This window comes from Marinobacter salexigens, assembly GCF_018860765.1.
Lineage (GTDB): Bacteria > Pseudomonadota > Gammaproteobacteria > Pseudomonadales > Oleiphilaceae > Marinobacter > Marinobacter salexigens_A.
Window position 1 is genome coordinate 25,758 of record NZ_JAHKPV010000007.1, and the last position, 25,741, is coordinate 51,498.

Here is a 25,741-nt window from a genome sequence, read left to right on the forward strand (position 1 = left end):
ATGACAGCATTGCGCAAGCCGACAGCACTAATAATTCTGGACGGCTGGGGCCATCGCGATCCCGCCGAAGACAACGCCATTAGCAACGCCAAAACACCCTTTTGGGACAAAATTTGGGAGTCCAACCCGCGAACACTCATCAACACCTCCGGCATGTTCGTAGGGCTGCCAAAGGGCCAGATGGGTAATTCCGAAGTCGGGCACATGAACCTTGGCGCAGGTCGTGTGGTTTATCAGAGCCTCACGCGCATTGATAAGGATGTAGAACAAGGCACTTTCAACGACAATAAAGCACTTTGCAGCGCAATCGACAAAGCCATCAACAATGGCGGCGCCGTTCACCTAATGGGGCTACTTTCACCCGGCGGTGTTCACTGCCATGAAGATCACATACTCGCTGCCGCCGAGCTTGCAGCCGCACGGGGCGCGAAAGAAGTTTATGTTCACGCATTCCTTGATGGCCGAGACATGCCGCCCCGCAGTGCAAGGCCATCTTTAGAGAAAGCTGCTGCAAAGTTGAAAAGTCTAGGCGTGGGCCGGATTGCCTCTATTGTTGGCCGCTATTTTGCGATGGATAGAGACAATCGCTGGGACAGAGTGGAGCCTGCCTATAATCTGATGACGCAAGGAGACGCGGAGTTCACGGCTGCCGACCCGGTTTCAGCTCTGGAACACGCCTACAAGCGCGGTGAGAATGATGAGTTCGTGAAACCAACGCGCATCCAAAACGCTGGCGAATCTGCTGGTACTATTAATGATGGCGATGCGGTTTTGTTTATGAACTTTCGGGCTGATCGGGCCCGGGAAATGACCCGCACGTTTGTTGACGAGGGCTTTGACGGATTTGAACGCCGTAAACACCCTAAATTGGCAGACTTTGTAATGCTCACCGAGTATGCGGCGGATATAAAAACCTCTTGTGCCTACCCCCCCGAAAAGCTGGTGAATGGTTTAGGCGAATACCTAGCAGGGCTTGGCAAAACCCAACTACGTATTTCTGAAACTGAAAAGTACGCCCACGTCACCTTCTTTTTTAACGGCGGACAAGAAACACCTTTCACAGGTGAAGACAGAATTCTGGTGCCCTCTCCCAAAGTGGCCACTTACGACCTACAGCCCGAGATGAGCGCTCCGGAAGTCACAGACAAACTGGTTGAAGCCATCAAGAGCGGCAAATACGATCTAGTGGTGTGCAACTACGCCAACGGAGACATGGTTGGCCATACCGGCAAACTGGACGCAGCCATAAAGGCAGTGGAGTGTTTGGATAAGTGCGTACAACAGGTGGTAGAAGCACTCGAAGAAGTCGATGGACAGGCACTTATAACCGCTGATCACGGCAACTGCGAACAAATGACCGACCCGGACTCAGGGCAGGTTCATACTGCACACACCATCGGCCCTGTACCTCTGGTATACGCAGGCAATCGCGCGGTATCTCTGAGTGACGGTGGAAGCCTGAGCGATGTAGCCCCCACCCTTCTCGATTTAATGGGGTTGAAACTGCCGAAGGAAATGACCGGGCACAGCCTGGTGAAACTCGGTTGATCCGCAAACAGGCCCTAGCATTGCGACTGATTGCAGTATTGGCGTTGGCACTCACCTTCACGCTGGGTGTAGCGTCAGTGGTGCTCGCGAAAGAGGTTACACCAGCTCAGATAGAAGCTCTCAAGGAACGCATTGAGGATATCGACGACTGGCTGGCTGATGCCGAAGACGACCGCTCCGCACTAGAGCGACAGTTAGCTGCGGCTGAACGTACCATCAGCCGACTGACCCGCGAACGCAGATCGCTTGCCGAGCAAGTAAAGAAACAGCAGCATCGACTGGTCAAATTGCAAAAAGAAGAGCAAGAACTGGCGCGCACCTTGGAGCGCCAGAGAGAAAGCCTGAAGAAACAGATACGTACTGCTTGGATGGAAGGCGATGCCCCCGCTGTAAAAGTGCTGCTTAACGAGGTGAACCCGGACAACATTGCCCGGACCATGACCTATTACGAATACCTCAGTCGCAATACGGTTAAGCGCCTAGAAGCTTTCCATAAAAATCTGGAGGAACTCAAGGTTACCCAAGCAGCGGTTCAGAATACCCGCGCGGAGTTGGCCAATACAGAGGAAGGCATCGTTAAGCGCCAACAGGCATTGAAAGCTTCCAGACTGGAGCGAGAGAAGACGCTGGCAGCGCTTGATCAGGATATTCGCAGCCGTCGCAGCGAAAAAAGCGAGCTTGAATCTGACCGAAAACGGTTGGAAAAGCTGCTCTCCGAGGTACAACAAGCCATTGCAAACATTCCCTCCCCCAATGAGTCCCAACCGTTTCCGTCGCTGCGTAACAAGCTGCCATGGCCTACACAGGGCAAGGTAACCAGCCGCTTTGGTGATCAATATGCCGAAGGTAAACTACGCAGAAACGGGCTGATCATCCAGACCGGCGAGGAAGCCGACGTAAAAGCCATTCATTACGGTCGCGTTGTGTTTGCCAACTGGCTAAGGGGCTTTGGGTTGATAACAATTATTGATCACGGCGATGGCTACATGACACTCTATGGCCACAGCAGCAGCTTGTTCACCAGTCCCGGCGACTGGGTTGCAGCCGGAGAGCCTATCGCACAGACAGGGCGCACCGGCGGAACAGACGCCCCAGCACTGTATTTTGAGGTTCGCCATAATGGTAAACCGGATAACCCGGGGCGCTGGCTAGCCAACTGAACACCGGCAGCGGGGCTGACAAACGCGCCCGCTGACGCCATACTGTCGGGAACATAAAGCTCAGCCCAACCCTCTGCTCAACTATCGGAATAACCACGGGATATGTGAATGAAACGGGTCCGAAGTACACTCCAAGCCTTACCTTTGCGCTCAGCCATCCTCGCAGCCTGTTTCATGTCTCTTCCCGGGATTGCGCTCGCGCAGGAAGATCCCTCCGACAACACCCAGCTGTTGGAAGGCATTCAAAATGGTGAGCGGGTTGAAATCACCCTGCCCGACCCGGAAAAACAACTGCCACTGGACGATCTGCGCAAGTTCACCGAGGTTTTTAGCCGCATCAAGGCCGCCTACGTTGAAGAGGTAGACGATCGTCAGCTACTGGAAAGCGCCATAAAAGGCATGCTCTCCGATCTGGACCCCCACTCCACTTACCTAGCCCCGAAAGATTACGAAGAGCTGGAAGAAAGCACTTCAGGCGAATTTGGCGGCTTAGGCATTGAAGTCGGCATGGAGAACGGTTTCATAAAGGTTATCGCACCTATTGATGACACGCCTGCGCAGAAAGCTGGCGTTCAGTCCGGCGACCTGATTATTAAGCTTGATGAGAAACCGGTAAAGGGCATGAGCCTTGAAGAGTCTGTGCAGCTAATGCGCGGCAAACCCGGCACAGTTCTTACACTGACAATCATGCGCGAGGGCGAAAATGCCCCGGTAGAGCTCGACGTTGAGCGGGCTGTTATCAAGGTGACCAGCGTGAAGACCCGCATGATTGAAGACGGTTACGGCTATGTGCGCCTGACCCAGTTCCAAGCGGAAACAGGCGGGCAGTTTACAAAAGCTCTCAAGCAGCTCAAGAAAGACCATGGCAGTGATCTGGACGGATTGGTAATCGACCTGCGCAACAACCCGGGCGGCGTTCTACAAGCTGCCGTTGCAACGGCTGACGCACTGCTCGACGAAGGGCTGATCGTATACACTGAAGGCCGAATCCAGAGCTCACGCCTTCGCTTCAGCGCCAAAGATGGCGATGTGATGGCTGGCACACCCATTGTTGTGCTGATCAACGGCGGCTCCGCCTCCGCATCGGAAATTCTTGCTGGTGCGCTTCAGGATCATAAGCGGGCTGTCATTATGGGCACCCAGTCTTTTGGCAAGGGCAGCGTTCAAACCGTTATTCCACTGGACGAAACCCACGCCATCAAGATGACAACCGCTCGTTATTACACTCCCGACGGTCGCTCTATACAGGCCACAGGCATCAAACCAGACATTGAAGTAAAGCCAGCTGAGCTGAAGGAGTTGGATAGCCGCCCATTCTTTACCGAAGCTGATCTCAGCGGCCACTTGATTGGTCAGGATGAGAAAACCGAGGGCAAAGACAAGCAAGCCAAGACTGACGGTCAAAATGCCTCTCTGGCAGAAAGGGACTACCAACTGCGTTCGGCACTTAACCTGCTTAAAGGACTGCACATCCTAAATCGCAAGGGAGCAGACACAACACAGTGAAGGCCCTTTTTGCTTACACACCGGCCGGCTTAACCCTGATTAAGCTGGCACTGGCAGCACTGACAAGCGTGGCGGCTGGCTTAGTAGCGGCGGAGCCATCTACGGGTGGCATTCCGCCGACGATTGCCATCATCATTGATGACATGGGGCATAACCTGCACGAGGGTGAGCGCCTAGCCAATCTGGACCAGCCACTGACACTGGCGTTTTTACCCTACCGCAGGCACACAGACTCTCTTGCGCGTCTGGCGCACAGTCGCAATAAAGAGATTATGCTGCACGCCCCCATGGCAAACACCCGGAATTTCAGTCTCGGGCCGGGCGGGCTAACATCAGACATGGACGAGCAGAGCTTTACAACGACTCTGCGCCGAGCCCTGCAGTCTATCCCTTATGTACAAGGGGTGAATAATCACATGGGCAGCCTACTAACTCAGCAACTGAAGCCCATGGACTGGGTAATGAAGGAACTGAATCGTTACCCGGTTTATTTTGTCGATAGCCGAACCATTGCATCGTCTGTTGCGGGCGACGTTGCCGCCGCCTATCAGATCCCCACAATGACACGGGATGTGTTCTTGGATCATGAGCAAACAGAAGAGTTTGTGGATCAACAGTTCAGAGAATTGGTCCGGCGGGCAAAGAAAAACGGTAGCGCGATCGGTATTGGCCACCCACATACAGTGACAGTCGACTATCTGGAAAAGCACCTTCCGTTATTGGACGAGCAGGGCATTGCCATAGCTACAGTGAGCGGGCTTTGGGCAATTCGCAACAATAACAAAAGGATGTTCGCGGAAGGGGAAAAGCAGACCATTCGGTCTGCTTTCGCTAAAAAACACTAGTCTCTGACTTCAATACCTTGCGCCTTCATAAAGGCTTTAGCTTCAGGAATTGTGTGCTCCCCAAAGTGAAATATAGATGCTGCCAGCACCGCATCGGCGCCGCCCTTGGTAACGCCATCAGCCAAGTGCTGAAGCTCACCCACGCCACCTGAAGCAATCACTGGAACCGTCACCGCATCGCTAACGGCTCGCGTCAGGCCAAGATCAAAACCAATCTTGGTGCCATCTCTATCCATGCTTGTTAGCAAGAGCTCTCCAGCCCCCATTTCCACCATTTTACGTGCCCAGTCTACAGCGTCTAGCCCGGTTGGCTTGCGGCCACCGTGGGTAAAGATTTCCCAACGAAGTTCCTCACCCTCAGCACTCACCTGCTTGGCATCAATAGCCACAACAATACACTGGTTACCGAAGCGCTCTGCAGCTTCGCGCACAAACTCTGGGTTGAATACGGCAGCCGTATTAATGGCGACCTTATCTGCACCGGCGTTCAGCAGTTTACGAATATCTTCCACCGCACGAACACCGCCACCCACCGTCAAAGGGATGAAAACCTCTGCAGCCATGCGCTCTACGGTCTCGTAGGTTGTATCTCGGCTTTCATGGCTTGCCGTAATATCCAAAAAGGTGATCTCATCGGCGCCTTGCTCGTTATAACGACGGGCTACTTCAACAGGGTCGCCAGCATCTCGGATATCCACAAAGTTAACGCCTTTCACAACACGCCCTTTGTCGACATCCAGACAGGGGATAATGCGCTTTGCCAGTGTCATAAAATTACCTTGTTCAGCCTTTCAAGGAATCACAGAACGCCTGAGCTTCCGCAACGTCCAGCGTACCTTCGTAAATCGCGCGGCCAGTGATAGCGCCGATGATTCCTTTGTGGGCTACAGGCGCCAAACGCTTGAGGTCATCCATGTTGGTTACGCCACCAGAAGCGATAACAGGAATACCGCCCTCTTCTGCCAGAGCAGCAGTGGCTTCCACGTTTACGCCCTGCATCATGCCATCGCGGTTGATATCGGTATAAACAATCGCTTCAACGCCATCGCTGGCAAAACGCTTTGCTAGATCGACCGCCATCACTTCAGAAACCTCAGCCCAGCCATCGGTGGCGACGCGACCATCTTTGGCATCAAGCCCCACAATGATGTGGCCCGGGAAGCGCTTGCACATTTCAGTCACAAACTCGGGCTCTTTAACGGCTTTGGTACCAATAATAACCCATTGAACGCCGGCGTTGAGGTAAGCCTCAATGGTTTCCGCTGAACGAATACCACCGCCAATTTGGATTGGCAAATCCGGATATCTGCGTGCAATGGCTTTAACGATTTCGCCGTTAACCGGCTCGCCTGCAAAAGCACCGTTCAGGTCAACAAGGTGCAAGCGACGGGCACCGGCTTCTACCCAGCGGGTGGCCATATCAACCGGGTCGCCACCAAAAACAGTGGAGTCTTCCATACGGCCCTGGCGCAACCGTACACATCGGCCGTCTTTCAGATCAATGGCGGGAATAATCAGCATGTTCCATTCCAATCAGTAAAGTTCTTGAGAAGCTGCAGACCTGCCCCGGCACTTTTCTCGGGGTGAAACTGCACAGCAAAAATATTATTTCTCGCCACAGCGGCGGCTAAATCAACGCCGTAATGACTGCGCCCGGCGATGTCTGCATTACCCTCCGCCTCAGCGTAATAGCTATGCACAAAATAGAAGCGGTCACCATCAGGAATCCCCTGCCACAACGGGTGCTCCATCGCATGGTAAACCTGATTCCACCCCATGTGGGGTACTTTTAGGCGCTCGCCATTTTCTATCAGGTTTTCACCAAAGAAGCGCACTTCGGAAGGAAACAGGTTAATACCTTCAACTCCGCCATTTTCTTCGCTACGGGACATTAGTGCCTGCATGCCAACACAGATTCCGAGGAAAGGACGGTCACGGGACACTTCCCGAACCAAGGCGTCCACGCCCAACCGGCGGATCTCTGCCATGCAATCACGAATGGCGCCAACACCGGGTAAAATGACCCGATCGGCTTCACGGATATGGTCTGCGTTATCGGTTACTAGAACTCTGGTATCCGGGGCTACATGCTCTACCGCTTTGCGGGCAGAGTGAAGGTTACCCATGCCGTAGTCTATGATGGCAACGGTTTTCATGGTTAGTGCGGTGTCCTTGCGTGGCGAATTAAAGAGAGCCTTTGGTAGACGGGGTAACGCCCGCCATGCGCTCATCCAGCTCAACCGCCATACGCAAGGCACGGCCGAATGCCTTGAACACGGTTTCAATCTGGTGGTGGGTATTCTTGCCGCGCAGGTTATCAATGTGCGCAGTCACCATCGCATGGTTGATAAAACCACGGAAAAACTCTTCAAACAGATCCACATCAAAGCCACCCACAACAGCGCGGGTAAAAGGCACTTCCATAATCAGGCCTGGGCGGCCAGACAGGTCGATCGCAACACGCGAAAGGGCTTCATCCATGGGCACATAAGCATGGCCATAACGGCAAATACCCTTTTTATCTCCCACCGCTTGCTTGAACGCCTGACCAAGAGTAATGCCAACGTCTTCCACAGTGTGGTGGTCATCTATGTGCAAATCACCTTTGGAAACGATGTCCAGATCCATCATCCCATGACGGGCGATCTGCTCCATCATGTGCTCCAAGAATGGCACACCTGTATCGAAGCTGGATTTACCGGTACCGTCGAGGTTAATTTCAACAGTGATCTGAGTTTCAAGGGTATTTCGTTCTACCCGAGCCTTACGTTCGGCCATGGAGACTCCGTAGCAAATTAAGTGGCACAACGCCGAAAAATTCAATTCTCGGATTATACCTTTTATGCCCTCAGGAGTCCCATAACCTGTTTAATCGTTACGATAGCCTGCGTTATTGGAGAAAAATCAAAAAGCTTTTTTCAAGTTGTTCATATAGGTATCCACCAAACCGTTAAACTCGTGCTTGATAACGGGGCTAATGGCCAACTTCAACAAGCCCGGCAGCGGCAGCGTTAGCTCAGCGCTGGTCTGAAACTTTGCTGTCGTCGCATTATCGCCTTTCGCCTTCAGTACCCAAGAACCGCGAACCAAGCCGTTCCCTTCGCCCTTCACTGGCTCCCAAGTGATTTTCCCGGCTTCTTTATCTGAAAAATACTTGCTTGCGTACACAGACTGGATGGCGTGTTTGTCGACCCCAACTTTTTCCATTTCCCAGCGGTAGGTATTGTCGCCAAGATCCGTCAGCTTATTTACCTTCGGAAAGTGAGCAGCAGAACGAGGCACATCCGCCAGCAATTCAAAAACTTCATCATAACTGCCCGAAATCTCAATCTCCCGGTTCAATTCAATCGAAACAGTGATAGCCACAGCGAACTCCTTTTTATGTTTATTCAATACTGATCAGGTCAAAAACGATAGGTGCATTTTGGCCTAACACTACGGCATTGTCATACTCCTGCCCTGTTAATTTGTTAACCCTGCGTTATCCTTTAGCTAATTCGCACCCGGATTCGCCTCGAATCCTGAAAGCTCCCGGAACAAAAAAGGAAGCCGGAACTATGAAAGCCATACGTTATGTGCTGATCGCCATCGTTGCATTGGTTGTTCTCGCTGTCGCCGCGATTGCTATTGCCATGGCCGTTATCGACCCCAATGCCTATAAGCCAAAGATTGAAAGTATTGTTGAGGATAAAACCAATCTTGATCTCGATCTTGCAGGCGATATCGGCTGGTCTTTTATCCCACTAGGGCTCGAGCTAAATGATGTAGAAGCCAGCCTAGATGGCGAGCGCTTTGTCGCATTAAAGCGACTGGTAGCACAAGTGGACCTCTGGTCTCTGGTTGCTCTGGAGCCGCAAGTGAGCACCTTCGTACTCGACGGTCTAGATGCAAATCTAAGCATCAACGAGCAGGGAGAGGGCAATTGGACCCGTATAATGCCCGAACCCACAAACGGTGATACGAGCCAAGACAAGCAGGAAGTAGCCAGCGAATCCGAGCCAGCACCGGACGCCGACGCTAGCGGCGAAGCCCTGAACTTCAACGTCGATAATATACAGATCAGCAATGCGCAAGTGCATTACAGCGATTTGCGCACAGGCCAGAAAGTCACGCTTGAAGACTTCACGGTAAATGCCAGCGACATCACTTTGGGCTCCGAATTTCCACTGGAGATTGGCTTTCGTGTAGAAACAGCCCAACCACAATTTGCCGTGGACGGAAGCATAGAAGCCCGCCTTGCAGCCAACCAAGCGCTGAACGACTTTTCAGTTTCTGGCCTGCAAGCTGAATTTAAAATGAATGGCGAACCGTTTGGCGACAAATCAGTAACAGCCAAGATGAGCGGCTCGGCCAAAGCCAATCTGGAAAACGAAACCGCAACACTGAGCGACTTCACCGCCAGCCTTGCAAACCTGACATTGAACACAAATCTTGATGTTAAGGGCTTCGGCGACAAGCCAACCCTGAAGGGTAAATTAGCCATCACCGAGTTTTCCCTCAAAGAACTGCTGGAAAACATGGGCCAACCGGCGATCCAGACCACCGATGAAGCGGTTCTTCAGGCCATTTCCTTCTCTACTGATATCGCTGGCCCGGCGGGCAAGCCTGCGCTGTCTGATCTGGTGATCAAACTTGATGACACCACCTTCAACGGTGCTGGTAGTTATAACCTCGAAAACGGCGGTATCGTTTTTGATCTTCAAGGCGACAAACTCGATGCAGACCGTTACTTACCACCCAAAGTTGAAGGCGTTGAAACCGCAGACGAGGCCCCTGCACAAACGGCCAATAGTGGCCCGGAAGGCGATCTGCTTCCGTTAGAAACCCTGCGCGGCCTGCTTCTTGATATCGACTTCGGGTTAGGTGAGCTGGTTGTAAGCAACTTAACCATCAACGAAATCAAAGCTAGCACAACGGCCAGCAAAGGCCTGCTCAAAGTAGATGAATTCAGCGGCAAGCTTTATGAAGGTAGTTTTGGCGCAAATGCCACCATTGATGCCCGCTCCGACACTCCAAAGTGGTCCATCAACTCTGATGTAAGCAATGTACAAACTCTACCGCTGCTTGCGGATGTGGCTGAAATAACCATGCTTTCTGGCGGGGCTAATCTGAAAGTAAACGCTACCACCTCAGGCAATCGCATTTCGGTTCTAAGAGATAAAGCAGACGGCCAGATCAGCTTCAACCTCGCCAAGGGCGAATTCCGAAACATGAACCTTACCCGCATGGCCTGTCAGGGTATCGCGCTGGCAAATCAAGACGAGCTCACAACCGATGACTGGGGTGACACTACACCCTTCAACGACATGCATGGCACTCTGGAGATCAACGGCAACACCTTCAACAACACAGATCTTGTTGCCGCACTTGCAGGCATGAGACTGGAAGGTCAGGGCTCGGTTGATATGAAAAAGACTCTCGTCGATTACGAGTTGGGTCTGCGGATTGTTGGCGAGATTCACCGCGATAATGCCTGCCGCGTGACTGAATACGTTGAAGACGTTGTTATTCCGGTGGAGTGCCGGGGTGACTTTTCAACGGGTGCCGCAAGCCTCTGCTCATTTGACGGCTCACGCTTCCGCGACACGCTGAAGACAATTGCAAAGAACGCCGCGAAAGTAAAAGCCAAAGAAGAAGTTGACCGAGCCAAAGCCAAAGCTCAGGAGAAACTAGACAAGGAGAAAGCTAGAGTTGAAGAAAAGGCCCGCGAAAAACTGGAAGAAAAGCTCGGCGAAGGTGCTGGCGAAAAAGTAAAAGACAAGCTCAAAGGCTTGTTCAAGTGACAGCAGATTGCTTCGCGGAAAATCTTCTAAAATGGTACGACAACCACGGCAGGCATGACCTGCCGTGGCACCACAATCGAACTGCCTACCGGATTTGGGTTTCTGAAATCATGCTTCAGCAAACTCAGGTTGCCACGGTCATCCCCTATTATCTTGCGTTCATGGAACGCTTCCCAGACGTTCAATCTCTGGCGGAAGCACCGGTTGACGATGTACTTAGCCACTGGTCTGGGCTTGGCTATTACGCACGAGCCCGCAACCTCCAAAACGCCGCTCAAACCGTTATGGACGAGTTCGGAGGCGCATTTCCCGACACACAGGAAGCGCTTGAAAGCCTTAAAGGTATAGGTCGCTCTACCGCGGCCGCGATTATTGCCCAAGCCTTCGGTAAGCGCGCAGCCATTCTCGATGGCAACGTAAAACGTGTACTGGCTCGTTATCACGCAGTTCCCGGCTGGCCGGGGCAAACCTCCGTACTGAAGCAACTCTGGGAACATGCAGAGGAACACACACCGAGTGAGCGCATTCGAGACTATACTCAGGGCATCATGGACCTTGGCGCGATGGTGTGCACCCGCAGCCGACCCAAGTGTAACGACTGCCCTCTGCAAAAAGGCTGCGCAGCCTACGCCAGAAAAGAGACCAACCTCTACCCCGGCTCCAAGCCTAAAAAAGCAAAACCTGAGAAAACCACTTGGATGGTTATTCTGGAAGACCAAAACGGCCGAATCCTGCTGGAGCGCCGCCCGCCCAACGGCATCTGGGGCGGTTTGTGGAGCCTGCCGGAACTGGACCCAGCCTATGGAGCCGATGAGCTACAGGAAGCTTGCGAACGCAACCTTGGGCTTGACTGCGGAGAACCCGAACTGATCAGTGGGTTTCGCCATACCTTCTCCCATTACCACCTGCACATTCAGCCTGCCCGTCTGGGCGTTACCGGGCAGCAAGGCGTTAGAGATAATGGCCAGCACAAATGGTTGCACCGGCACGAAGCACTGGCACTGGGTTTGCCCGCGCCTATCCGCACACTACTCACAAACCCGGAACAGGCCACCCTGCTCTGATAACAGGGCGGCCACACGCTCAGCCTGCACTATCTGATATCATTCCAGCCACTTACCTTTTACAACAGGAGCGATCATGAGCCGCACCGTTTTCTGCCGCAAACACCAGAAAGAACTCCAAGGCCTGGACTTCCCGCCCATGCCCGGCGCAAAAGGCCAAGATATCTACGAGAATATTTCCAAGCAGGCTTGGGAAGAATGGCAGCACGAACAAACCATGCTGATCAACGAAAAGCACCTAAGCCTGATGGACCCCAATACCCGAAAATACTTGCAGGCCCAGATGGAGCATTTCTTCAATAATGAGCCTTTTGACAAGGCTGAAGGCTACGTACCACCAGAGAAATGATCCGGTTTTGGTTAAAGCCTGATCAACCCTGAAAAGATTCGGATATTTTTCAAGGCTGGCCTTGACTCACCACACCGAAACCGGTTTAATAGCGCCCCGTTGCACAGCAGTATAGCAACTTGCCCGGATAGCTCAGTTGGTAGAGCAGAGGATTGAAAATCCTCGTGTCGGTGGTTCGATTCCGCCTCCGGGCACCATTAAGAATTCAGATGAAACCCGCCTTGTGCGGGTTTTTTCGTTTTTATACACCGGTGGCTGACAACAACGCTCAAGCCGCACAGCACACGCGGTTCCTCCCTCCAGTTTTCGCGTCATACAGCGCCTTATCGGCCCGGTTGGCGGCGGCTTCAAGGGACTCTTTAGCACTATTAATTTGCGTAACACCCAGACTTACCGTGACCCGGATACTCACACCATCACCAACCTGAACGGAATGCTTTTCAACACCCTGCCTAATACGCTCAGCACAGCCTTTTGCTTCTGCATGATCGGCACCGGGTAGCAGGACCATAAACTCCTCACCCCCAAAACGGGCAATCAGATCCCTATCGCGGCTGAATTTCTGGAGATTAACTGCCACACCTTTCAAAACCAGATCGCCTGCATGGTGCCCGTATGTGTCGTTCACCTTTTTGAAATAATCGATATCCAAGGTGACAACAGACACGGGCTCCCCTAAAGCCCTCGCCTTCTCAATCAGGCTCTCGCCTTCTGTCATAAAATACCGGCGATTATAAAGCTGGGTAAGCGGATCAGTGGCCGCCTGCCGCTTGAGCTCCCCTTGCTGGGCACGGATATCTTCCAAGACTTTAATTCGGTATGAAATGATGAACGCCAGCGTGATCGCTTCCAGCACTATGCCAATTCCCACACCGTGGCTATTGAGGTAGTTTGGTTCGATCACACCTTTGTAAAACAACACCGCGAATCCGTTGAACACAACGAAGAAGCTATGCCCCACAAGAAAGAATTTCGCCAAAGGATTGCCCTTCCGCCACATGGAGAGGCTTACTGAGAAGGTAACCAGCATCATCAGTGCCGCAAGGCTACTCGCAGGTATTAGAGCGGCTTCAATATCGAACAGCCCATAACAAAACCCTCCAACAAGCAAAACCAGCAATCCGCTCAGAACCCTATGCTCGGTAATGTAAAACTCGCGGGTTTCAAAAATCGACATCATGAACAGCACGAGGAAAATCGGCATGGTAAAGACCGATAGGTTCAATATGAAAACAGCGTCTCCGTATATATTGAAAGCTTCAGCAATCAAACCGTAGGACAGGGCTATCCAGACAACGCCAGATATGAGGTATAGGGAGTAAAGGATGTTCTCTTTTTTGCTGGTGGCGAAGTAAAGCAGGCCATTATAAAACACCAGCGCCACCATCATTCCCACCAGCAATGCGATGTCCAGATGCCCGCCCACCAAAGCCTTTCGTGAGTTTTGATCGTCATAGATTTCCGCAGCAAACCACTGATGCGAGTAGAGATGGCTGCGCACAAACAAAACCGTGGTTTCCCCCGCAGGCACTGAGAATGGATAGACCACGGTTCCTCGGTACATCAAAGGGTTATTGCTGGCATTGTTAAGATCCACTCTTGCCTGACCCACCAGACTCTGGGAGCGTTCCTCGTAAATCTCTAATGCTCGCACCTGAAAAGCCGCTGGCAAGTGCAGAAACAACGCCTTTGCCTCTGGCCCCGCGTTATCGAGCGTAATCCGGTGCCAAGTCACCGATGCGCCAGTACCGAGTGTTGCTGTGCTGTTTGTGGCTTCGAACGTCTTATTCTGGGCAGTTTCGTACGTCAACGACTCTGAGCTATCTATAAAGTAGCCGACAGGAAAATCTGCCAACCGAACATCTTTACCGCCCACATCCTGAGCTGGCACTGCGTATGCTGCGACACTCACAAGCCACAACAGAAAAATGTACAGAATCAGTCTGCATGGCGCCGCACTGGGGGAGATAATCGGGAGGTACATGGGAGCTATCCTTGTGCATACACATACCGGATATTGACCACTCCGGTTTTTAACTGCAATTTTTAGTCATTGCCATGACAGCTTCAACAGTTTTTGGAGGCGGCTATAGGTCAGCCTCTGGCCGCTCGAAAAATCAAACAAGAGCTGAAATACACCGACCTGAACAAAGAACTGACGCAAGATGCTGAATAGCCCCGAGGCCCCTGACCGTATTGAGCTTTAAACACAGCGTGGGGCTCCAGAAATTACCAGTATGCAAAAAACGCATACCGGTAATATTGGACATGTCGAGAACTGCTAAAGAATTCTTAGCAGTTCAGTTGGTGCAAATTTTGCACACACTGCCCGAGCGGAGAATTGCGCGATCCTTCCGGCATTTCCGGATAGTTCAAACCAAGTAGTGCGGATGTTCCGTTTTGGAACCCATCGTTAAAGGAAATCCGCAAACTCCCGAAGCTTCGAGACCGTTTGAGGCAACTGCTGCTTTTGCAGTGTTGCCAAAAACGTATCAACCGTAAGCGGCGGATTCTTAAGCGCTGAACGCTGCGCCTGAAAAGCGCGGAGACACGATGTGGATGCCATGTCGATCTGGTAAAGAATAAAGTCGTCCGGGTGAATCACTTCAATATCGTACTGGCGAAGCGCTGCTGCGGGAAAATCTTTCTGGTTGAAAGTAACAATAGCGTTAGCGTTACAACGGATGGCCGCTGCCAGCACGTGGCGATCATCTGGGTCCGGAAGTTCCAGCCCCTCTATAAGGGGCTCGTACCCATATACTTTTGCATCGCGCACATGCCGGTCCATCAGCTCCCTCGCTCGCAACAAGCTTTCCGGCGAATGCTTTTTGGCTCTCAGCAGCGCATTAATCCATTCATCATGGATATGATCCGTCCAGTGCGCCTTGAACAGGTCCGTCAATGCCAGGCGCATCAGCGCATCTCGCAAGGGCGCGGGATACAAGACACAGGCATCGAAAACGACGGCAAACTTGCTCATTTCCTGTTAGTACCCCATTCCTTCGTTCTGAGAAAGTTCCGCCAATTCGTCCAGCGCTGAGTGCCGCTCGCGGTCTACCTGTTCCTTGTAGCTCAATACATCTTGCAACTTTACTCGCCGGTGAGCACCCACCTTTCGAAACGGAATATCTCCTGCTTCCAACAACTTTACGAGGAAGGGGCGACTAACATTCAATAGGTTTGCCGCGTCCTGTGTGCTGATTTCCTGATGATAAGGGATAAGACTGATAGCATTACCCTGCGACACTTCCGCTAGCACGTCCAACAGTATTTGCAGCACATGCCCCGGCAACACCAACTCATCTGCCTCGCCGTTGCCGCCATGCAGCGAGAGCTGTACCCGGTCCACATCCGTGTACTTGGACAAGGTGCGGCTGGAAACCTTGGCCTGCTCAACCTCTGTCGCCGTTGGCAAATGCACAATTTTTTGAGCAGACATAGCGTCCTCCTGATATGCAAATGACAACTGTCTGGCCACCCATTATGCCGACCAAACGAAATAAACGAAACAATCGAAATAGACGATTTTGCTATAAGTACGTTCAAGCTGTAGCCATACCCCCCCCCGATAAATAGCTATGCGTCATCACTGCCAACACCCAACCTTTGTTCTCATCCCACCCCTACCACTAAATGTGGTGCCCATACCTCACAAGTCATGCTGACTGCGTGAAGCCTGCCCCGACCAGAAATGGTATTGCCGGTTTGTGAGGAAAAATCAATCGCGCTTGCAGCAGTGCTAGCGGAGGCCCGGAGCCATGACCTGAACATGGTTAAAACTAACTTAGCGGACAGGGACAGGGCCTGCGCGTGTGGAAAATTGAGAGATCCTGCCCCCATATGCTGAGGGTTTGCCACACAAGGACTATCCAGACGGCACAAGATATGAGGAAGAGATAGCTGCGACCTTGGTTTCCCCCACAGGCACCGATAATGGATAGACTGAGACTCCTCGGTACGTCAAAAAGATTATTGCTGGCACTGTTAGGATCCGCCATTGCCTGACTATGGGAAGGGGTTATCGACACTCTTGTTAACCGTAGAAGGGAGCAATCATGGTCACTTGCCAGTCAATACAACAACGCGTCAACACTCCCTAGGGAGCTGGAACACCATTCTTCCGGAAAGCTCTTACATTTTGCAGCTCTCGCTCGCACCGCTCAAAAGAAAAATTCCGCAGATAAAAGCTTTCAGGGCTATCGCCATCCCTGAGATCCAAATCTGATCGACTCTCGTGAAGCTTGGTCACAGTTGCCGCAACTGCATCCGGGCTCCACCCGGCCTCATCCGTCAGGTCCTGCACCTCAAAAGCAGCGTTACGGTAACGCTCCCCACTAACACCATCATTGCGATATGTGTCTGCGGTGTTAGCACAGAGTAGAAGATCCACATATGCGGTCGCCGCTGGCATTAAGCGCTTGTGGTATAACAATTCCTCGCCAACTGCATCGGCTGCCGGTACACATGAGACGGCTACACACAGGAGATAATGAATATACCGAATTGGAGTGAACCTTTTTTCAAACAACTTTATCTTCGCCATCTTTTCTTTCTGTCTGCTGCACTAGCGTATCAAGCACGATTTTATAACCGGCATGCAGCACAAGCGCAATTACAGGCCAAATTGCAGCGCTGAGCCAAAGGGTCGGCTCAGCGCCAAAGTAAGAAGAGATCAGAGTTACAGAGAGAGATATAAAAAATGCTGGAGCACCTACTAATCTAGGCCAAAGCCGTTCCTCCCTACTAACATTTCCGTTAACCAAGGCGCTAAGCGAGACGTAGTAAGTGAACGCCCCAAGCAACCCTGTGACAAGAAGTATTACCGCCATTCTATAGGTCGCTGTACGCAAGCAGCCCGCGAGCGGCGAGCTCCCGTTTCGCCATTTCAGACTCTTTATTTGCCATAATATTTAAGCCGGAAATAACGATAATGGCGGGTATGCTCATCATACCGATACCCGATACAATTCGATTCTGAAAGCCTAAGCGGCGCGCGATTTCTTTGACAAGCCCGCTTTCCTTGAAGGGCTCAAGAATCTGACTGGCCTGAGCTCTCAACCCATTCTTGGATGTGTAATAAATAGCCCCTGCCAATGCCCCCACTGTAAAGTTTGGCACGGAAACTGGGTTCATTTGAGCGGTAATCGCGGCTGTTGTTTTTGAGAACTGGAAAAACTCCAGAAGCTCTTCGTCGGACAGAGACCACATATACCAGTATGGCTGAACACTTTGATCTACTACGAGTGTCTGCAGGCGTTGCGTTATATGGCCTCTCGGCACCTCATCTCTTATTGACCTATTCACTTCAGCACGAGCTGAGGCGGGAAGGTGCCTAAATACAGCAATTCCATTCAAGATAGGAGCATACAAGTCCGGGGAAGCGGAAATCTGGGCTTTATAATTTCTTAAGCCCATCAAATCGGCAAGAGCAAGCAGAGGAGAGTTCTGAAAATCAGAGGTAACATAACGATCAGCGGCTACACTGTTCATAAACTATTCCTTGTCGTAAAAGTTTGACGATCCTGTCATTTAACCTTCAGGCATAATCACCTAGGTTGACTTTTCTGTCAATAGCTTCGAATCTCACTACCTATTGACCCGCTGCCGATGTAATGTCGAAGTACAAATAAAAATAATGAGGGCAGCAATGGCCGATCGTTACGTGGCATTTTCAATTCCTTTTTTTGCTCTTGAATCGCTCTATTTCTGGCGAAAAACCGCACATCGTTGCAGCTGAACGATAGCCTCACCGACATGAGCTGCGGCATTGTTACGCTGATTTTTCAGCTCTTTGCCAAGGGCAGGCTTTTTCTACTCTCGGGGACACCGCCTGCCCCATACCGTGAACTTCATATGGAGCGGCGACCTGCCCGATCGAAGTATTTGCAACTCTTCTGCTATGGCGGGGTGATCGTGTTTTGGGACAAGATTTTCGGCAATTGGTCTGGACAAAAAACCACTTAGGTCGTATTGCTCACAGCGCCCCCTCCCATTATCATCAGCCAGCCTTTTCAATTTCATAAAGCCAGAAAAACCAAGTAAGGGCATATACTTAGCGTTAACAAATTTCAACAGAAGAGGCCGCGCGCAAACACTATCCTTAACGCCCTATTCACCCCCCGCCTCTTCAAAAGGATATCCAACGCTTATGAAAGATACTGATCTGGTTTTCCAAAGCTATGGAAGATGCTGCAACAGTGACCAGTTTTTTGTGGATTTTTACGACTACTTTATGTCGAGCTCAGACGCTATCAAAAAGCGCTTTGTGAACACAGATATGCCTGCACAGCGTCACCTGCTTCGGAATGGCGTTATGCAGCTTATTCTCACTGCACGCGGCATGCCGGACCGTAAACTTAGGGCACTTGGCGAGAGCCATAACCGGAATCATTTCAACATCAATCCGGAATGGTATTCACTTTGGTTGGATGCCCTGATGAAGACCGTGCGCCTTCATGACCCTGAGTACACCCCTAAGCTTGAAAAAGCCTGGCGAGACGTATTAACGCCGGGGATTGATCTTATCCGTGGGGCCTACTAGAAGCCTAACGGATACTTCTTGATTCGGCCTGTTGATTTCCACACACTTGAAGCCCAGCCCCCAAGCGATAAACTGCGCTTATGCTCTACAAATTACTGCCTGGCTTGCTCTGGCTGCAGGGATATACCGCCCACACGTTAAAGCGAGACGTGGTATCTGGCTTAGCTATTGGCGTTATGCTGATCCCACAAAGCATGGGCTACGCAGTTCTCGCTGGCCTGCCTCCGGAGTTTGGGCTGTATGCTTCAATCTTTCCGCCGCTGCTGTACGCGTTACTGGGAACCTCCAATAAGATATCAATTGGCCCGGTGGCATTGGATGCCATTCTTATTCTTTCCGGTCTCAGCGTGCTCGCGGAGCCCGGTTCGGACCAATATCTTCAGCTTGCGATTGAGCTCACGTTACTGGTTGGCTTGATTCAGTTTTTATTTGGACTGCTGAGGTTTGGCTTTATCGTCAACTTCCTCTCCTACCCCGTTGTGGTCGGTTATACCTCGGCTGCTGCCGTTATCATCATCGGCAGCCAACTCCAGAACCTAACAGGCGTTCACGTAGACAGTGCCAATGTACTGGACCTCTCCTATCAGCTTTTACTGAACATCAGCAACTGGCACGGCATTACGGTAGGGATCTCCTTGGTCAGCCTTTTGTTCATCTATATTTGTAAACGCCGAATGCCAAAGGTGCCCAATGCTCTGATTTTGTTGGTTGGCACAATGGTACTTTCTGGGCTCTTCCATGCCGGGCAAGCAGGCGTAGAAGTGATCAATTCAGTACCAAATGGCTTTCCCGCTTTTCAGTTCCCTAATCTGGACTTTGACAAATTTGGTGAGCTGCTGCCGGTCGCGTTTACCGTAGCCTTGATGGGCTTTGTGGGCACCATGTCGATCTGTAAATCTCAGGAGTCCCCCAAAGACAAGCGCAGTGTTCAGCCAAACCAGGAGCTGATTGCTCTCGGTTTAGCCAATGCTCTGGGAGCCATGTTCCGCAGCTTTCCGGTTTCCGCTAGCTTTTCACGCAGCGCCGCGCTGCGTGAAGCGGGCGCACTCACCCAAGTGTCAGCAATCATTTCCTCCGGCCTAATTGCCGTTACAGTGCTATTTCTTACACCTTTGTTTACCGACTACCCCTTACCAAAGGCCGTTCTGGCAGCGATTATCGTTATGTCTGTACTGGGGTTGTTCAAATATAAGGAAATGAAGGTTCTTTTTAAGCAAGATAGAAAAGAATTTTTGATACTGCTGGTCACCTTTGTGATCACGCTGTTACTGGGCGTTCAGCAGGGCTTACTGGTGGGCGTTGCGGTATCGCTGATGCTGGTAATATACAACAGCACAACGCCACACATGACAGAGCTAGGCAAGCTCGACGGCGAAGACCTGTACCGCAACATTCATCGATTCGAGAGTATTAGCGTACGCAAAGATTTGCTGATCTTCCGCTTTGACGCGCCGCTGTATTTTGCCAACAAGGATTATTTCAAAACGCGCCTTTACAGCCTTATAAAGCAACGGCCCGAGGGTGCGCTGAAGGCGGTGATACTGGACGCCCAATCCGTAAACAGTATCGACAGCACCTCCCTGATTATGCTGGAAAGCGTGATCGAAAACCTGCGGGAACAAGGCATTCAGTTCTATATGGTTAGCCTGATAGGCCCTGTGCGCGACACTCTCACGCATTCTGCGGCGCTGCGTGAGTATGTGCTGGACGAGCACATGTTCCCCCAGATAACCGACGCAGTGCTTTACATCGATCAGGGCATTAGCTCTCGCGCGTCCATCGCAAAACAGAGCAATGCAGCAAAAACTCGCCGCTCTAAGGGCTAGGAGTTAGTAGTTAGTAGTTAGGAGAAGAGTTAAGCTTGCCCCGAACTAAGCCGTGCCTGCCGTTCAATCGCAGCTGGCCCGCCAGCAGCAAGAATGGCTGCGCCGAACACACAGAAAGCCATAACCAACACGATAGGTAACAAGGTGCCGCCTGCAAGAGTCGCAGAAAGCGCGCTTATACCCCCCGCAATTGTGAATTGTGCCGCCCCCAGCATTGCCGCAGCCGTTCCCCCGAGGTGGGGAAAGAACTCCAACGCATTGGCCATGTTGTTGGGAATAATAGCTCCCATAAACCCAACGGCGACAATGATGCAGGCAGCTATAACCCAGTATGGCGCACCAGCCCAAGCGCAGATTACCAGCGCGCTAACGGCAATGGCCTGCAAAAATACGCACACCCGTAAAATCCGCACCGATTGATACTTATTAAGCAGGCGCCGGTTAAGCAAGTTCAGGCTTGCCATAGCCACAATGTTGGCAGCGAACAACGCCGAGAACATCGAGTTTGAAAGCCCAAACCACTCTTGATAAATGAACGATGCGTGCGTGATAAACACAAGCATGGAACTGAAGCATAAGGCTTGTAAGCCAACAAACCGCATGGTAACCGTATGGCGAAGCACCAGCCCATAGTTGGTAAGTAATGTGGAAACAGGTGTGTGCTCCATTTGTCGAGGAGGCAGACGCCGAAACAGAACAAAATGCAGAACAATCGCCAACAGCGCGGCATAACCTGCAAGCATTAGGAAGATCACATGCCATTCGCTCAAATACAGCAGCGCAGAACCGATAGACGGTGCTGCGGCAGGCGCAACAAACATAACCAAGCCTATTAAGCCAAACAGGCGAGCAGCATCCTGCCCGCTGGTTTGGTCGCGGACAATGGCCGGAACAGACACCGCACAAAAAGCACCACCAATACCCTGCACAATCCGCCAGCCCAGCATGTTTGATAGAGTATCTGACTGAGCCACCATAAACGCCGCAAAGGCAAAAATCGTAAGCCCGGAAAACAAAATTTGCTGGCGGCCATAGCGATCGGAAAGCGGACCACCCAACAATTGCGCAAGGCCCAGAGCACCCACGTAGGCGCTCAGTGTTAGCCCAACCCCGCCATGCCCAATACCAAGCTCATCAGCGATTTCCGGAAAAGCGGGCAAGTATGCATCGAGCGCCAATGGACCTAATGCAACAGTCATCCCCAACAGCATTGCTAGTTGAAGATGAGATAAGGGTGTCGTATTCAAATCTGCCCCCAAAACGTCATAGCCAAACGGTACATACGAGAACCTTATATTGTTAGCGTGCTTACTAAACAACAGTCTACAGCATCACCGCAAGATACACTCCCAACTAATCGCTCGATTCAAACTACGACGCTTGCGGCGCAGGCTGTTGCCTTTACTGATACCATAGCCCGCCCGAAGCTGCGCTTGCACCTTCGCCAGTTTGCGCCGGTAGCTGGCACAAGCTTTCTCCTGCTTGGCAATCGCTTTGGCTTTCGACTTGGCGCGCGCTGAGCTCCCTTTGCGATCAGATGAGAGCATTCCTTGCACCTGTTTGCGAATACCCGAAATACGCCGGTGCTGCCCAAGGTTTTCCGACATGGTCACGGTTACTGGCTCGGTAACATTAACGGACTGGTGATTTTTGTCCGATGGCGGAGTGTCGGTGAAATGAACTGCACCACTGGCGTCTGTCCATCTATAGATTTCGGCAGCTGTTGGTGGCGAAAAAATAACGATCAAAATTACGAAGGCCAATATCCTTGGCATTAAAGTCCACTCCCTGTGGTGTAATCCAATACCTGCGCAGTATAACGCTTACCGCTAACAGTGTATGGCGGGCTCTGATTTAAATGCTTGCATTAAACACTCATTGCGCCACAATAAGTCGCAAAAAAACTGTCGCTAAAAAATCATAAAGCTGTGTGGAAGGTATTGATTTCCACTGCAACAGTCCGTAAAACAAACGCCTTTGAATGACAGCCTCAGGAGCCATCCATGGCGGACCAAGCGCCTTTGATCTGCAAGGACATACACAAAACCTTTGCCGAGCTCGAAGTGCTCAAAGGTATTTCACTTGAGACCCGCAAAGGTGATGTGGTGTCCCTAATCGGCAGTTCCGGTTCTGGCAAAAGCACCTTCTTACGCTGCATCAACCTTTTGGAAACCCCAACCTCCGGCGATATTATTGTTCACGGCGACCCTATAAGGTTTACCACAAATCGCAAGGGTGAGCGGATTCCGGCAGACAACAAACAGGTGGAGCTGATTCGAGCCAAGCTCTCCATGGTATTTCAAGGCTTCAATCTCTGGTCACACATGACTGTGCTGGAGAATATTATTGAAGCGCCAATCAATGTACTCAAGGTTCCTAAAAAAGAAGCCATCGAGCGCGCAGAAGCCTATCTCAACAAGGTCGGCATATACGAGCGCAAAGACTATTATCCGGCTCAAATGTCTGGTGGCCAGCAGCAACGTGCAGCCATTGCCCGGGCATTGGCTATGGAACCGGAAGTCATGCTGTTTGATGAGCCTACCTCGGCGTTAGACCCCGAGTTGGTTGGAGAAGTGTTGAAGGTTATGCAAAGTCTGGCCGAGGAAGGCCGAACCATGATCGTAGTAACTCACGAAATGGCATTTGCAAAGGATGTGTCGACTCAGGTGCTGTTTCTACATCAGGGCGTTATCGAGGAACAGGGTACACCCAAAAAGGTGTTTGATAACCCAGACTCGGAACGCATGAAACAGTTTCTGGCTCCCAAGTTCTAACATGCGGTGCTATCTTTATCGCTGTTGGAAAGTTAAATTCCAAAAAAATAACGCCCACAAGGCGACATACTGGAGAAGTGACACATGAAAAAACTGATGATTGCAGCGAGTTGCGCACTGGCAATGCTTACCAGCGGTGCCCATGCAGACGAGCGTAACCTGCGCATTGCTTTCGACGTACCTTACGAGCCGTTCGAATACAAAGATGAAAATGGTGACTTGACCGGTTTTGAAGTAGATCTGGCTGCCGCCATGTGTGAAGAAATGAAGGCAGACTGCGAATTCGTTATTCAAGCCTGGGACGGTATGATCCCTGGCCTGCTGGCCCGCAAATTCGACTTGATCATGTCATCTATGTCGATCACTCCAGAGCGTGCAGAACGTGTTCTGTTCTCCGAGCCATACTACAACACCCCAGGCGGATGGTTCGGCCCGGATAGCTTTAACGCTGACGTGACTGATGTGAGCGCCATGAAGGGTAAAACCGTTGGTGTTCAGCGCGGCACTACTATGGACACCTTTGTTACTGAAGAAATGAGTGGCGTAGTAACCATTAAGCGTTACACCACTGCCGATGACATGGTTCTTGATCTTGAAGGCCAGCGTTTGGATGTCGTGTTTGTCGATTACCCGGTTGGCGAGCAAACCGTTCTATCCAAAGACGGCTTCAAGGAAGTCGGCGAAGCCGTAAAGCTGGGTGAAGGTGTAGGCGTTGCTATGCGTAAGCGTGACAAAGACGTTGCTGAAGAAGTGAACAAAGCTTTGCGCAAGCTGAAGGAAGATGGCACCTACGACGCCATCATGAAGAAGTACTTCGCCTATGACGTGAAGGTCTAAAAAACCAGCTTCAGGGGTAGCCATTTCGGCTGCCCCTGCCTACCGGACATTCCCATGTTTGATTTGAAAGGCTATGGTCCGGCCCTTTTGAACGGGGCAGTTGTTACCGTAGAACTCGCTTTCCTTTCCCTTGCTCTCGCATTGGTTCTCGGGCTCATTGGCGCGGCTGCAAAGCTGTCAAATAGCCGTGTAGCAGTTGGTATTGCCACAACCTATACCACCTTGATTCGCGGCGTTCCCGATCTGGTTATGATGCTGCTGTTTTACTATGGCGGACAGGTGTGTGTGAACATGCTCTCCGACTACATTTGGGACACCTACGAAGTCGACTTTTTCTTCCAGTTCAATCCATTCATTTCTGGCGTCATTACCATCGGGCTCATTTTTGGTGCCTATATGACAGAGACCTTCCGCGGTGCTTTTCTGGCGGTTGAAACAGGACAGATTGAAGCAGCCCGCGCCTACGGTTTTAGCACCTGGCACACTTTCCGCCGGGTGATGGTTCCGCAAATGCTGCGTCATGCACTTCCTGGTATTGGCAATAACTGGCAGGTATTGCTGAAAACCACGGCGCTGGTTTCTATTATCGGCCTCACAGATATGGTGCGTGTGGCAGAGGAAGCAGCAAAAGCAGAGCGTATGCCGTTCCACTTTTTTATTCCTGTGGCCTTTGTGTACCTCGCCCTCACGGCAGGCTCGGAGCTTTTCATCAAGTGGCTCGATAAACGAGCTAACGCCGGCGTGATTCAGGAGAGCTGATAATGCCACCCGATTTTATCGCTGCCTGGCTTAACAGGAACGAGATTTTTACAGCCATGACCATCATGGAATACTGGGATGGAATGGTTACGACCGTTCAACTGGTATTTCTGTGCCTGATTATAGGGCTTGCGTTTGCGGTTCCGCTGGCGATTCTTCGCACGGTTAAAAATCCGTTCGTATCTGGCCCTGTTTGGCTTTACACCTATATTTTCCGCGGCACCCCGCTGCTAATTCAGCTTTATATTATCTACTATGGCGTTGCTCAGATTCCCGGTATTCAGGAAACATTCTGGTGGGAGATTTTCAGGGAGCCGTTTTACCCTGCCCTGCTGGCGTTTACGTTGAACACCTGTGCCTATACCACTGAGATTATTCGTGGTGCGATTATTTCGACGCCCCATGGTGAGATTGAGGCGGCGAAGGCTTACGGCATGAATTGGATTATGCGGATGCGGCGCATTGTGTTACCAAGTGCGGCAAGGCGAGCTGTTCAGGCGTATTCCAATGAGGTTATTTTCATGCTGCACTCGAGTGCGATTGCGAGTGTAGTAACGATTGTGGATCTTACGGGGGCTGCGCGGAATATTTACTCGCGGTTTTATGCGCCCTTTGATGCGTTTATCTTTGTGGCGCTTTGCTACATGGTGTTGACGTTTATTTTGGTGTTCGTATTCCGCAAGATTGAAAATCATTTGTTGCGGCATCAGCGGCCTGTAGGTTCCTGAGTATTCTTTTAGCATCAAACC

At 51.4% G+C, this 25,741-nt stretch carries 26 protein-coding genes and 1 tRNA gene; 14 read left to right on the forward strand and 13 right to left on the reverse strand.

Annotation, left to right across the window (positions count from 1 at the left end; all coding sequences use genetic code 11):
• From gpmM to KO508_RS06995, 4 genes are all read left to right on the forward strand, one after another.
• Positions 1-1,548 (forward strand): 2,3-bisphosphoglycerate-independent phosphoglycerate mutase, encoded by a 1,548-nt coding sequence (gene gpmM / locus KO508_RS06980; RefSeq protein ID WP_216007719.1) that lies wholly within the window; start codon positions 1-3, stop codon positions 1,546-1,548.
• A gap of 20 nt (positions 1,549-1,568) precedes the next feature.
• Positions 1,569-2,708, forward strand: a complete 1,140-nt coding sequence (locus KO508_RS06985) for a murein hydrolase activator EnvC family protein (RefSeq protein ID WP_216007720.1) — start codon at positions 1,569-1,571, stop codon at positions 2,706-2,708.
• 108 nt (positions 2,709-2,816) lie between these two features.
• Complete coding sequence (locus KO508_RS06990; RefSeq protein ID WP_252737976.1) at positions 2,817-4,214, forward strand: S41 family peptidase; 1,398 nt, start codon at positions 2,817-2,819, stop codon at positions 4,212-4,214.
• Positions 4,215-4,273: 59 nt separating this feature from the next.
• A complete protein-coding gene (locus tag KO508_RS06995; protein ID WP_252737985.1) occupies positions 4,274-5,059 on the forward strand; it encodes a divergent polysaccharide deacetylase family protein in 786 nt (261 codons plus the stop codon).
• Here the strand turns inward: KO508_RS06995 and hisF are convergent.
• The 5 genes from hisF to KO508_RS07020 all read right to left on the reverse strand — a co-directional run bounded on the left by hisF (position 5,056) and on the right by KO508_RS07020 (position 8,425).
• Positions 5,056-5,829 (reverse strand): imidazole glycerol phosphate synthase subunit HisF, encoded by a 774-nt coding sequence (gene hisF, locus KO508_RS07000; RefSeq protein ID WP_216007646.1) that lies wholly within the window; start codon positions 5,827-5,829, stop codon positions 5,056-5,058. The genes KO508_RS06995 and hisF overlap by 4 nt on opposite strands.
• Positions 5,830-5,842: 13 nt before the next feature.
• Positions 5,843-6,580 carry a 1-(5-phosphoribosyl)-5-[(5-phosphoribosylamino)methylideneamino]imidazole-4-carboxamide isomerase gene (gene hisA / locus KO508_RS07005; protein ID WP_216007647.1) on the reverse strand — a complete coding sequence of 246 codons (738 nt, stop codon included), beginning with the start codon at positions 6,578-6,580 and terminating at the stop codon, positions 5,843-5,845.
• Complete coding sequence (gene hisH / locus KO508_RS07010; protein ID WP_216007648.1) at positions 6,574-7,215, reverse strand: imidazole glycerol phosphate synthase subunit HisH; 642 nt, start codon at positions 7,213-7,215, stop codon at positions 6,574-6,576. The genes hisA and hisH overlap by 7 nt, the downstream gene beginning before the upstream one ends.
• Positions 7,216-7,243: 28 nt before the next feature.
• Positions 7,244-7,837, reverse strand: a complete 594-nt coding sequence (hisB, locus tag KO508_RS07015; protein WP_200362005.1) for an imidazoleglycerol-phosphate dehydratase HisB — start codon at positions 7,835-7,837, stop codon at positions 7,244-7,246.
• A 126-nt stretch (positions 7,838-7,963) separates the two neighbouring features.
• Positions 7,964-8,425: an SRPBCC family protein gene (locus KO508_RS07020; RefSeq protein WP_216007649.1), complete on the reverse strand. Its 462-nt coding sequence runs from the start codon at positions 8,423-8,425 to the stop codon at positions 7,964-7,966.
• A gap of 191 nt (positions 8,426-8,616) precedes the next feature.
• Between KO508_RS07020 and KO508_RS07025 the strand changes: the two genes are divergently transcribed.
• The 4 genes from KO508_RS07025 to KO508_RS07040 all read left to right on the forward strand — a co-directional run bounded on the left by KO508_RS07025 (position 8,617) and on the right by KO508_RS07040 (position 12,452).
• Positions 8,617-10,842 (forward strand): AsmA family protein, encoded by a 2,226-nt coding sequence (locus KO508_RS07025; protein WP_216007650.1) that lies wholly within the window; start codon positions 8,617-8,619, stop codon positions 10,840-10,842.
• Positions 10,839-11,906: an A/G-specific adenine glycosylase gene (mutY, locus tag KO508_RS07030; RefSeq protein WP_216007651.1), complete on the forward strand. Its 1,068-nt coding sequence runs from the start codon at positions 10,839-10,841 to the stop codon at positions 11,904-11,906. The genes KO508_RS07025 and mutY overlap by 4 nt, the downstream gene beginning before the upstream one ends.
• A 76-nt stretch (positions 11,907-11,982) precedes the next feature.
• The gene (locus KO508_RS07035) at positions 11,983-12,255 is read left to right on the forward strand and encodes an oxidative damage protection protein (RefSeq protein WP_216007652.1); all 273 of its coding nucleotides are present in this window, start codon (positions 11,983-11,985) and stop codon (positions 12,253-12,255) included.
• Positions 12,256-12,376: 121 nt separating this feature from the next.
• A tRNA-Phe gene (locus KO508_RS07040) sits at positions 12,377-12,452 on the forward strand.
• A 71-nt stretch (positions 12,453-12,523) separates the two neighbouring features.
• Here the strand turns inward: KO508_RS07040 and KO508_RS07045 are convergent.
• The 6 genes from KO508_RS07045 to KO508_RS07070 all read right to left on the reverse strand — a co-directional run bounded on the left by KO508_RS07045 (position 12,524) and on the right by KO508_RS07070 (position 17,745).
• Positions 12,524-14,239 carry a sensor domain-containing diguanylate cyclase gene (locus KO508_RS07045; protein WP_216007653.1) on the reverse strand — a complete coding sequence of 572 codons (1,716 nt, stop codon included), beginning with the start codon at positions 14,237-14,239 and terminating at the stop codon, positions 12,524-12,526.
• A 429-nt stretch (positions 14,240-14,668) separates the two neighbouring features.
• Entirely contained in the window at positions 14,669-15,235 is a 567-nt protein-coding gene (locus KO508_RS07050; protein WP_216007654.1) for a PIN domain-containing protein, read from the reverse strand.
• 6 nt (positions 15,236-15,241) lie between these two features.
• Positions 15,242-15,694 carry a helix-turn-helix domain-containing protein gene (locus tag KO508_RS07055; RefSeq protein WP_216007655.1) on the reverse strand — a complete coding sequence of 151 codons (453 nt, stop codon included), beginning with the start codon at positions 15,692-15,694 and terminating at the stop codon, positions 15,242-15,244.
• Positions 15,695-16,351: 657 nt separating this feature from the next.
• Complete coding sequence (locus KO508_RS07060; RefSeq protein WP_216007656.1) at positions 16,352-16,645, reverse strand: hypothetical protein; 294 nt, start codon at positions 16,643-16,645, stop codon at positions 16,352-16,354.
• A gap of 130 nt (positions 16,646-16,775) precedes the next feature.
• Positions 16,776-17,084 (reverse strand): hypothetical protein, encoded by a 309-nt coding sequence (locus KO508_RS07065; protein WP_216007657.1) that lies wholly within the window; start codon positions 17,082-17,084, stop codon positions 16,776-16,778.
• Between the two features lies 1 nt (position 17,085).
• Positions 17,086-17,745, reverse strand: a complete 660-nt coding sequence (locus KO508_RS07070) for a hypothetical protein (RefSeq protein WP_216007658.1) — start codon at positions 17,743-17,745, stop codon at positions 17,086-17,088.
• A gap of 658 nt (positions 17,746-18,403) precedes the next feature.
• On the opposite strand from KO508_RS07070, the gene KO508_RS07075 reads away from it, so the two are divergent.
• Together KO508_RS07075 and KO508_RS07080 are read left to right on the forward strand one after the other, a co-directional pair.
• Entirely contained in the window at positions 18,404-18,796 is a 393-nt protein-coding gene (locus KO508_RS07075) for a globin (protein WP_216007659.1), read from the forward strand.
• Between the two features lie 80 nt (positions 18,797-18,876).
• Complete coding sequence (locus KO508_RS07080) at positions 18,877-20,622, forward strand: SulP family inorganic anion transporter (RefSeq protein WP_216007660.1); 1,746 nt, start codon at positions 18,877-18,879, stop codon at positions 20,620-20,622.
• A gap of 29 nt (positions 20,623-20,651) precedes the next feature.
• On the opposite strand, the gene KO508_RS07085 is transcribed toward KO508_RS07080, so the two are convergent.
• Positions 20,652-21,833 carry a multidrug effflux MFS transporter gene (locus KO508_RS07085; RefSeq protein ID WP_216007723.1) on the reverse strand — a complete coding sequence of 394 codons (1,182 nt, stop codon included), beginning with the start codon at positions 21,831-21,833 and terminating at the stop codon, positions 20,652-20,654.
• Between the two features lie 120 nt (positions 21,834-21,953).
• Entirely contained in the window at positions 21,954-22,397 is a 444-nt protein-coding gene (locus tag KO508_RS07090) for a DUF4124 domain-containing protein (protein ID WP_216007661.1), read from the reverse strand.
• Positions 22,398-22,625: 228 nt separating this feature from the next.
• Between KO508_RS07090 and KO508_RS07095 the strand changes: the two genes are divergently transcribed.
• The 4 genes from KO508_RS07095 to KO508_RS07110 all read left to right on the forward strand — a co-directional run bounded on the left by KO508_RS07095 (position 22,626) and on the right by KO508_RS07110 (position 25,720).
• A complete protein-coding gene (locus tag KO508_RS07095) occupies positions 22,626-23,396 on the forward strand; it encodes an ABC transporter ATP-binding protein (protein ID WP_216007662.1) in 771 nt (256 codons plus the stop codon).
• Between the two features lie 165 nt (positions 23,397-23,561).
• On the forward strand, positions 23,562-24,233 hold the full coding sequence (locus KO508_RS07100; RefSeq protein WP_436836614.1) for a transporter substrate-binding domain-containing protein: 672 nt from the start codon (positions 23,562-23,564) through the stop codon (positions 24,231-24,233).
• Between the two features lie 54 nt (positions 24,234-24,287).
• Entirely contained in the window at positions 24,288-24,992 is a 705-nt protein-coding gene (locus KO508_RS07105; protein WP_200362017.1) for an ABC transporter permease, read from the forward strand.
• 2 nt (positions 24,993-24,994) lie between these two features.
• Positions 24,995-25,720 carry an ABC transporter permease gene (locus KO508_RS07110; protein WP_216007664.1) on the forward strand — a complete coding sequence of 242 codons (726 nt, stop codon included), beginning with the start codon at positions 24,995-24,997 and terminating at the stop codon, positions 25,718-25,720.
• Positions 25,721-25,741 lie beyond the last annotated feature (21 nt).

What these genes read in the sequence shown, in the direction of transcription:
- hisH (WP_216007648.1), bottom strand. Translation starts at nt 7,215, where the DNA reads ATGAAAACCGTTGCCATCATAGACTACGGCATGGGTAACCTTCACTCT.
- KO508_RS07095 (WP_216007662.1), top strand. Translation starts at nt 22,626, where the DNA reads ATGGCGGACCAAGCGCCTTTGATCTGCAAGGACATACACAAAACCTTT.
- gpmM (WP_216007719.1), top strand. Translation starts at nt 1, where the DNA reads ATGACAGCATTGCGCAAGCCGACAGCACTAATAATTCTGGACGGCTGG.
- KO508_RS07075 (WP_216007659.1), top strand. Translation starts at nt 18,404, where the DNA reads ATGAAAGATACTGATCTGGTTTTCCAAAGCTATGGAAGATGCTGCAAC.
- hisB (WP_200362005.1), bottom strand. Translation starts at nt 7,837, where the DNA reads ATGGCCGAACGTAAGGCTCGGGTAGAACGAAATACCCTTGAAACTCAG.
- KO508_RS07085 (WP_216007723.1), bottom strand. Translation starts at nt 21,833, where the DNA reads ATGCTGTTGGGGATGACTGTTGCATTAGGTCCATTGGCGCTCGATGCA.
- KO508_RS07025 (WP_216007650.1), top strand. Translation starts at nt 8,617, where the DNA reads ATGAAAGCCATACGTTATGTGCTGATCGCCATCGTTGCATTGGTTGTT.
- KO508_RS06990 (WP_252737976.1), top strand. Translation starts at nt 2,817, where the DNA reads ATGAAACGGGTCCGAAGTACACTCCAAGCCTTACCTTTGCGCTCAGCC.
- KO508_RS07070 (WP_216007658.1), bottom strand. Translation starts at nt 17,745, where the DNA reads ATGAACAGTGTAGCCGCTGATCGTTATGTTACCTCTGATTTTCAGAAC.
- KO508_RS07110 (WP_216007664.1), top strand. Translation starts at nt 24,995, where the DNA reads ATGCCACCCGATTTTATCGCTGCCTGGCTTAACAGGAACGAGATTTTT.
- hisF (WP_216007646.1), bottom strand. Translation starts at nt 5,829, where the DNA reads ATGACACTGGCAAAGCGCATTATCCCCTGTCTGGATGTCGACAAAGGG.
- KO508_RS07050 (WP_216007654.1), bottom strand. Translation starts at nt 15,235, where the DNA reads ATGAGCAAGTTTGCCGTCGTTTTCGATGCCTGTGTCTTGTATCCCGCG.
- KO508_RS07080 (WP_216007660.1), top strand. Translation starts at nt 18,877, where the DNA reads ATGCTCTACAAATTACTGCCTGGCTTGCTCTGGCTGCAGGGATATACC.
- KO508_RS07065 (WP_216007657.1), bottom strand. Translation starts at nt 17,084, where the DNA reads ATGGCGGTAATACTTCTTGTCACAGGGTTGCTTGGGGCGTTCACTTAC.
- KO508_RS07035 (WP_216007652.1), top strand. Translation starts at nt 11,983, where the DNA reads ATGAGCCGCACCGTTTTCTGCCGCAAACACCAGAAAGAACTCCAAGGC.
- KO508_RS07090 (WP_216007661.1), bottom strand. Translation starts at nt 22,397, where the DNA reads ATGCCAAGGATATTGGCCTTCGTAATTTTGATCGTTATTTTTTCGCCA.
- KO508_RS07055 (WP_216007655.1), bottom strand. Translation starts at nt 15,694, where the DNA reads ATGTCTGCTCAAAAAATTGTGCATTTGCCAACGGCGACAGAGGTTGAG.
- KO508_RS07045 (WP_216007653.1), bottom strand. Translation starts at nt 14,239, where the DNA reads ATGTACCTCCCGATTATCTCCCCCAGTGCGGCGCCATGCAGACTGATT.
- KO508_RS07105 (WP_200362017.1), top strand. Translation starts at nt 24,288, where the DNA reads ATGTTTGATTTGAAAGGCTATGGTCCGGCCCTTTTGAACGGGGCAGTT.
- hisA (WP_216007647.1), bottom strand. Translation starts at nt 6,580, where the DNA reads ATGCTGATTATTCCCGCCATTGATCTGAAAGACGGCCGATGTGTACGG.